Annotated in this window: 6 protein-coding genes; 4 read left to right on the top strand and 2 right to left on the bottom strand. The window is 64.6% G+C overall.

Annotation, left to right across the window (positions count from 1 at the left end; all coding sequences use genetic code 11):
- The 4 genes from purL to P8014_RS14615 all read left to right on the top strand — a co-directional run.
- Positions 1-2,628 (top strand): phosphoribosylformylglycinamidine synthase (gene purL, locus P8014_RS14630; RefSeq protein WP_337818070.1); only part of this gene is annotated, 2,628 nt, incomplete at its 5' end.
- Between the two features lie 91 nt (positions 2,629-2,719).
- Positions 2,720-3,316: a hypothetical protein gene (locus P8014_RS14625; RefSeq protein ID WP_337818069.1), complete on the top strand. Its 597-nt coding sequence runs from the start codon at positions 2,720-2,722 to the stop codon at positions 3,314-3,316.
- 123 nt (positions 3,317-3,439) lie between these two features.
- Positions 3,440-4,132, top strand: coding sequence for an HAD family hydrolase (locus tag P8014_RS14620; RefSeq protein WP_337818068.1), 693 nt, complete (start codon positions 3,440-3,442; stop codon positions 4,130-4,132).
- 356 nt (positions 4,133-4,488) lie between these two features.
- A complete protein-coding gene (locus P8014_RS14615; RefSeq protein WP_337818067.1) occupies positions 4,489-4,791 on the top strand; it encodes a hypothetical protein in 303 nt (100 codons plus the stop codon).
- On the opposite strand, the gene P8014_RS14610 is transcribed toward P8014_RS14615, so the two are convergent.
- Together P8014_RS14610 and P8014_RS14605 are read right to left on the bottom strand one after the other, a co-directional pair.
- Positions 4,788-5,975 (bottom strand): MFS transporter, encoded by a 1,188-nt coding sequence (locus tag P8014_RS14610; RefSeq protein ID WP_337818066.1) that lies wholly within the window; start codon positions 5,973-5,975, stop codon positions 4,788-4,790. The genes P8014_RS14615 and P8014_RS14610 overlap by 4 nt on opposite strands.
- A gap of 150 nt (positions 5,976-6,125) precedes the next feature.
- Complete coding sequence (locus P8014_RS14605; RefSeq protein ID WP_337818065.1) at positions 6,126-6,755, bottom strand: arylesterase; 630 nt, start codon at positions 6,753-6,755, stop codon at positions 6,126-6,128.
- Between the last annotated feature and the right edge of the window lie 29 nt (positions 6,756-6,784).

Genomic DNA, 6,784 nt, shown 5'->3' with positions numbered 1-6,784 from the left:
CGCGAGGACCAGGTTCAGAAACGCCCAATCAGCGAGGGCGCGCAGATCGTGGTGCTGGGCGGTCCGGCCATGCAGATCGGCCTGGGCGGCGGTGCTGCTTCCAGCATCGCCACGGGCAGCGGCGATGCAGACCTCGATTTTGCCTCCGTGCAGCGCAGCAACCCCGAGATGGAACGCCGCTGTCAGGAGGTGATCGACCGCTGCGCCGCGCTGGGTGAAGACAGTCCGGTGTTGTCGCTGCACGACGTCGGCGCGGGAGGCCTGTCCAATGCCGTACCGGAGTTGGTCAATGACGCTGGCCGCGGCGGACGCTTCGAACTGCGCGCCGTGCCCAATGACGAACCCGGCATGTCGCCGCTGGCGATCTGGTGCAATGAGGCGCAGGAGCGCTACGTGGTGGCCGTCGATCGCAAGCGTCTGGACGACTTCGTCGCCCTGTGCGAACGCGAACGCTGCCCCTTCGCCGTGATCGGCGAGGCCACAGCCGAACAGCAGCTGATGGTCGGCGACGGCTTGCTCGAGGAGACCGTGGTCGACTTGCCGATGGAGGTGTTGCTCGGCAAGCCGCCGAAGATGCTGCGCGAGGTACAGCACGTCAAGCCTCCGCGCCTGGCGCCGGCGCTCGACAAGATCCGGCTGGAGGAGGCCATCGACCGTGTGCTGCGTCTGCCTACGGTAGCCAGCAAGCAGTTCCTGATCACGATCGGTGACCGAACCGTGGGCGGGCTGGTAGCGCGTGACCAGATGGTCGGCCCCTGGCAGGTACCGGTGGCGGACGTCGGAGTCACTCTGAGTGATTTCCGTGGCCACACCGGCGAGGCCATGGCCATCGGCGAACGCCCGCCGCTGGCGCTACTCGATCCGGCCGCGTCCGGTCGCATGGCGATCGCCGAAGCGCTCACCAATATTGCGGCTGCGCCGATCGCCGCGCTCGGAGAAGTGCGCTTGTCGGCCAACTGGATGGCCGCCGTGGGGCATCTCGGCGAGGATGCCGCACTGTTCGACACCGTACAGGCCGTTGGCGAAGAACTGTGTCCACAGCTCGGCATCGCGATTCCCGTTGGCAAGGATTCGCTGTCGATGAAGACCGTGTGGGAGGAGGGTGGCGAGACGCGCGCGGTAACCTCTCCGCTGTCTCTGGTCGTCACCGCCTTCGCCCCGGTCAGCGACACGCGTCATGTCCTGACCCCACAGCTGCGGACCGACAGCGGCGACAGCGACTTGATTCTGGTAGACCTCGGCCATGGGCGAAATCGCCTGGGCGGTTCCGCGCTACTGCAGGTCTACGGACAGCTTGGCGACGAGGCACCCGACCTCGACAGTGCCGACATGCTGAAGGCCTTCTTCGAGGCAATTCAGAGGTTGAATTCCGACCGCAGCCTGCTCGCCTACCACGATCGCTCCGACGGCGGCCTGTTGACCACCGTATGCGAGATGGCATTCGCCGGGCACACCGGTGTGCGTTTGGAACTCGACCCTGAGGAAGATCCGCTGACGGCGCTGTTCAACGAAGAACTCGGCGCGGTGCTGCAAGTGCGCCATGCCGACGTCGACGAACTGCTGATGGTGTTCTCCGAAGTCGGTCTGGGCAGCCATGCGCGGGTCGTCGGCCGCCTCAGCGAGGACGACGCCGTCAGCATCCACGCCGGCGACCGCTGCATCTACCGGGCGGAGCGTTCGCGTCTGCACAAGACCTGGGCGGAAACCAGCTATCGTATGCAGGCCCTGCGCGACAATCCGAGCTGTGCCCAGCAGGAGTTCGATGTCCTCGGCGACGAGGGCGACTCCGGGCTGTTCGCGCGGCTCGGCTTCGACCTAGAGGAAAACGTCGCGGCGCCCTATATCGGTGAGGGTGCGCGGCCCCGCGTCGCCATTTTGCGCGAGCAGGGCGTCAACGGACAGATCGAAATGGCCGCGGCGTTCGATCGCGCCGGTTTCGAGGCTGTCGACGTGCACATGAGCGACGTCATCGCCGGGCGCGTCTCCCTGACGGATTTTCAGGGCATGGCCGCCTGCGGCGGGTTCTCCTACGGCGACGTGCTGGGCGCGGGCGGAGGCTGGGCCAAGTCGATCCGCTACAACACCCGCGCCAGCGAGGCTTTCCACGAGTTCTTCCAGCGCTCCGACAGTTTCGGCCTGGGCGTATGCAACGGCTGCCAGATGATGGCCCAGCTGCGTGACATGATCCCCGGCGCCTCGCACTGGCCGGATTTCGTGCGCAACGAGTCGGAACAGTTCGAAGGCCGTCTGAGCCTCGTGGAAGTGCTGCCGTCACCCTCGCTATTCCTGCGCGACATGCAGGGTTCGGTTATTCCCGTGGTGGTCTCACACGGCGAAGGTCGGGCCGTGTTCAGCGACAACACCGCCGAAGCGGTGGAGCAGGCCGGCCTGGTCGCGCTGCGCTACGTCGACCACCACGGTCGCGCCAGCACGCACTATCCGGAAAATCCCAACGGCTCTCCGCGCGGCATCACCGGACTGAGTTCCAGGGACGGACGCTTCACCATCATGATGCCGCACCCGGAACGCGTGTTCCGCACCGCGCAGCACAGCTGGCATCCGGCCGGTTGGGATGAAGACGGCCCCTGGCTGCGTATGTTTCGAAACGCACGAGTCTATGTTGGTTAGTATTTACAGATAGTTACCCAACTTATCTCGATTCTGTGTCACCCGGAGGCGCCCCCAGGCGCCTCCGCGTCATAGCCGCAAGAGGCCCCTCATGCTCGAAATCAGCATCCGATTCCCCGACGATTTCTCAACCCAGGCGCGTGCCGGCGTGCGCCTGGAGGGCGACGAGCTGCCCGAATACGGACAGGTCTGGATCTGGGATATGTTCTACGCCCAGACCGCGCACGCACTGGCGGGCAGCGAGGCTTTACACGAGCTGCGCGAGGATCTGGAACTGTGGGGCGTCAACATGTCCAGCAAGGTCTTCCAGCCGTTCGACCACATCCGCAGCAAGGGGCACCTCAACCTTCGCGAGAACTTCGCCCTCGACGAGACGATCGAGGGGGATGCGCTGGTCAGCCTGATCGTGACCGCGCAGCCCAAGGAAATGCCGCAGGTGGAAATCCGCAGCGGTCAGGCGCTCGCCCCGGAACTGCGTGCTGCCGCGGTGCTCGCGCTGGCGCAGCACTTCATCGACCTCAACGAGTTGTTCGCCAAGGAACTGCCGCTGCACATCCTCGCATTTCGCAAGTTCTACGGCGACGTCGTACCGGAAAGCGATCCGAGCAGTATCGAAAGCGCGCCGATGTTCGCGATTCAGAAGGCGCTGGAGTATTTCAACAGCGCCTCGCAGGGCTCCCGGCACTGACTCCGATCCTTCTTGAACCGGCCACGGCGCTGCCACGCGGCCGGTTGTGAGATATGCTGATCACTGACTGGTGTCCGCGGCAGCGGTCGCTGCACGGCACATGACGCTCCCCGGGATATCCTCATGTCTATTCGCTGCATCACCTTCGATCTCGACGACACACTGTGGTCCTGCAGGCCGGTGATCGCCGAGGCCGAACGCCGTTTCTACGCCTGGCTGACGGCCCGCTATCCAGCGCTTGCCTCGCACTACGACATTGACGCTCTGATCGCGCACCGCATCGAATACTTCCGACGGAACGAAGATCTGCGCCATGACATGACGCGTCTGCGCAAGCGCTGGCTGGCACAACTCTCGGCCGAACACGCGCTGGGCGAAGAGTGGGTGGAGGAAGGATTCCGCGTGTTCTGGCTGGCGCGCAACGAGGTCGAACTCTACGCCGAAGCGGCCTCGCTGCTCGAGGATCTGGGCAAACACTTTTGCATCGGCGCGATCACCAACGGCAACGCGGACGTACGTCACATCGGCGTCGATCATTTCTTCGACTTCGTGATCACCTCGGCCGAGGCCGGCGTCGCCAAGCCGCATCCGGATATCTTCGAGCAGGCGCTGAAGAAAGCGGACGTCAGAGCCGACGAATGCCTGCATGTCGGTGACGACATCGAGTGCGACATACTCGGAGCCCAAGGCCACGGGCTGCACACCGCATGGGTCAATCCCGAAGGGCTGCCCTGGAAGGAGGGCCGAGCGCCGGACGCAGAAGTCCGGCACGTCGGAGAACTGCGCGAGATCCTGGCGCGCTGGCAGACCCTCTGAGACCCGGGTCTGCCAGCGCTGGTTACGCGCCGCGCCTGTTTCAGTCGTCCATGGTCAGCACGACACGAGCTGAAGTCGAGCGTGTCCTCGGAGTCCTTGGGCATCCCAGTGGGCCAGCCACCGATACTGCGCCGGCCCAGGATCACCCGCGCGCCGCCAATGGCTTGGAGCGCCTCTGCGGGGTCGCCCGCCCGCGCTCCAGCGTTGCGCAATGCGTTGAAGGAGGTTATCCCAGCGCTGAGCAGAGTGGGCGCCCCCACTGATTCGGCATAGCCGCCGTCGTAGCTGACGCCGGCGATCTGGGCATTGTTGCAATTGACGAAATCGCCCGACCGGCAGGCTTCGCAGCGGAAGCAGTGCCTGCCCACGCCGACACGCTGTCCGGCAGAGAAGCCCAGCGCGTCGACGCGGCCGATGACCTCATGGCCCGGTACGCGCGGATACTCGACGCCTGGGAATGCGCCGTCTTTGACGAAGGCGTCGCTGTGGCAGATGCCGCAGGCTTCGATCTTGACGCGCACCTGGCCCGGAGCGGGTTCCGGAAGCGGGCGTTCGACCACCTCGTCCTGGGATCAGGTGGCGCGCCAAGCGCCGCCCAGGTTAATTCGCCATCGTCCGAATACTCGGCCACCGGAGCAAAAATCGCGTTCGCGCGCTAGGTGCTGCGAGAAGCCCCGCTGGGCAGTTTCAGGCTGATCAAGCCGGCCAGTGTGATCACGCCCACCAGCAACCACAAAACCGCATCTGGCCCGCGCGCCGCCGAAACGAAATCCAGCCCCGCCAGGCAGACCGCGGCGAGTCCGTTGGACAGACCCAGCGAAATCCCCGAACCCAGCGAACGGTTCTCCGGAAAGATGTCCTGCCCGATGATGACGCTAAGCGGCATGGTGGCGAACAGCGCGATGCCCAGCACGCCAAGAATCAGCCACTGTTCGAATCCGTGGCTGAGCAGAAAGGCCGTCAACAGCAGCGCACCCAACACGCTGGAGCCGAACAGCACTGCACGGCGGCCGATGCGGTCCGACAGATGTCCACCGCCAACGTTGCCGATGATGCCGACCACCAATAGCACGGTGATCAGCCCTGCGCCCTGGGTCAGGTCGTGGCCGCGCTCGTGCCAGAGCACCGGCAGATAGGTCACCACGCCGAAGATCGTCAGCGCGCGCAGTAGCGAAAACGCAACCAGCAAGCTCATCGGGCCGATGTGCTTGCGCCAAGCGATCGGTTGGGCCTCGGGATGGCGCGGAGGCTGTACTGGCAATTGCTTCCACAGCAGCGCCACGCTGACCAGCGCAGGCAGTGCCAATAGCCAGAGATAATGAAGTCCCCAGTACACCACCACCAGACTGGCGATCAGTGGCCAGATGCCGCGGCCGAGTTCGCCGCCGACCAGGAACAGCGACATGCCCAAACCACGCCGGGTGCCGCTCAGCGAACGCGCACCGGCGAGCGCCTGCGGATGGAACAAGGCGCTGCTTATGCCGATCAACACCAGCGCGGGTATCAGCAGCCAGATATTCGGTGCCAGGCCGATCATCGCCGCTGCCAGACTGGAGCCCAGTACGCCGCAGATGATGAACCAGCGGCCACCGATTTGGTCGGCGAACCAGCCGCTGAAGACCTGTAGTGCCTGACCGATCAGCAGTGCCGACATCACGCTGCCGGCCAGTTGGGTGCTCTGGTGCAGCCCCAGGAGTACCGCCGGCAGGATACCCGGCAGGTAGTTGGCCGAACCGTCGTTGAGGAAATGCAGCCAGCTCAGGCCGGCAAGGCGTTTGTATTGCGGCGCTTGTACGGCCTCGGCCGTCGCGCCCGTCTCAATTGCAGAGCTGGTTGCGCTCATTAATTCATCCGTCGTGTGTTGTTTTCGGACAGGCCTGCCGCCAACGAGTCCGCCGGCAGGAGCGTGATCGACAACTGTATACCGACTGATCGGTTTGTTCCATGGCACCAACAACGCGGAAATAATGCCGTTGATCCGCTGATGCCCCCCTCAGAGCAGCGGTCTGAGCGCGGTCCAAACGTTGTCCAACAGCCGTTGCTGGGCTCTGGCCTTTGGATGAATTCCGTCAGCCTGCATCAGCGCGCGGTCGGTGGCTACGCCCCGCAGAAGATGCGCCACAAGCGGCGTATGCGTCTCGCGGGCGACCTGCGCATAAACGTTCTCGAAGGCGCTGACGTAGGCCGGGCCGTAGTTGGGTGGCAAGCGCACGCCGAGCAGCAGAACGCGCGCGCCGGCATCGCGGCCTAACCCGATCAAGCGTCGCAAGTTCCCGCGCATCACCTGCAGAGGTGTTCCGCGCAAACCATCGTTGCCACCTAATTCGATGATCAGAAGCGCTGGATGATAGCGCTCGAGCGCCTTGGGAAGGCGCTGCAGTCCGCCCGAGGTGGTATCGCCGCTGACACTGGCATTGATCACCCGATACCGATAGCCTTGCTGATGTAGCCGCTGCTGGAGCAGGCTCACCCAGCCAGCCCTCGGATCGAGCCCGTAACCTGCGCTGAGGCTGTCGCCGAGGACCAGAATGTCCCGCTGTTCACCGGCGGCAGCCCACGGCGGGCAGGCCAGCACGAACAGCGCCGCACATGCAAACAGAACTGTGGAGAATCTTCGTTTCATGGATGCCAGTGTACCGTTTCGGAGCTGGG

The sequence above is a fragment of the Acidihalobacter sp. genome, assembly GCF_037381185.1.
In the GTDB taxonomy this organism is placed as follows: Bacteria; Pseudomonadota; Gammaproteobacteria; order DSM-5130; family Acidihalobacteraceae; genus Acidihalobacter_A.
The sequence above is the reverse complement of the archived record's forward strand: the minus strand, read 5'-3'. Positions and strand labels throughout refer to the sequence as shown.

Bases quoted from the DNA above. Each gene is read 5' to 3' on its own strand.
- P8014_RS14625 (WP_337818069.1), top strand. From the start codon at position 2,720: ATGCTCGAAATCAGCATCCGATTCCCCGACGATTTCTCAACCCAGGCG.
- P8014_RS14620 (WP_337818068.1), top strand. From the start codon at position 3,440: ATGTCTATTCGCTGCATCACCTTCGATCTCGACGACACACTGTGGTCC.
- P8014_RS14610 (WP_337818066.1), bottom strand. From the start codon at position 5,975: ATGAGCGCAACCAGCTCTGCAATTGAGACGGGCGCGACGGCCGAGGCC.
- P8014_RS14605 (WP_337818065.1), bottom strand. From the start codon at position 6,755: ATGAAACGAAGATTCTCCACAGTTCTGTTTGCATGTGCGGCGCTGTTC.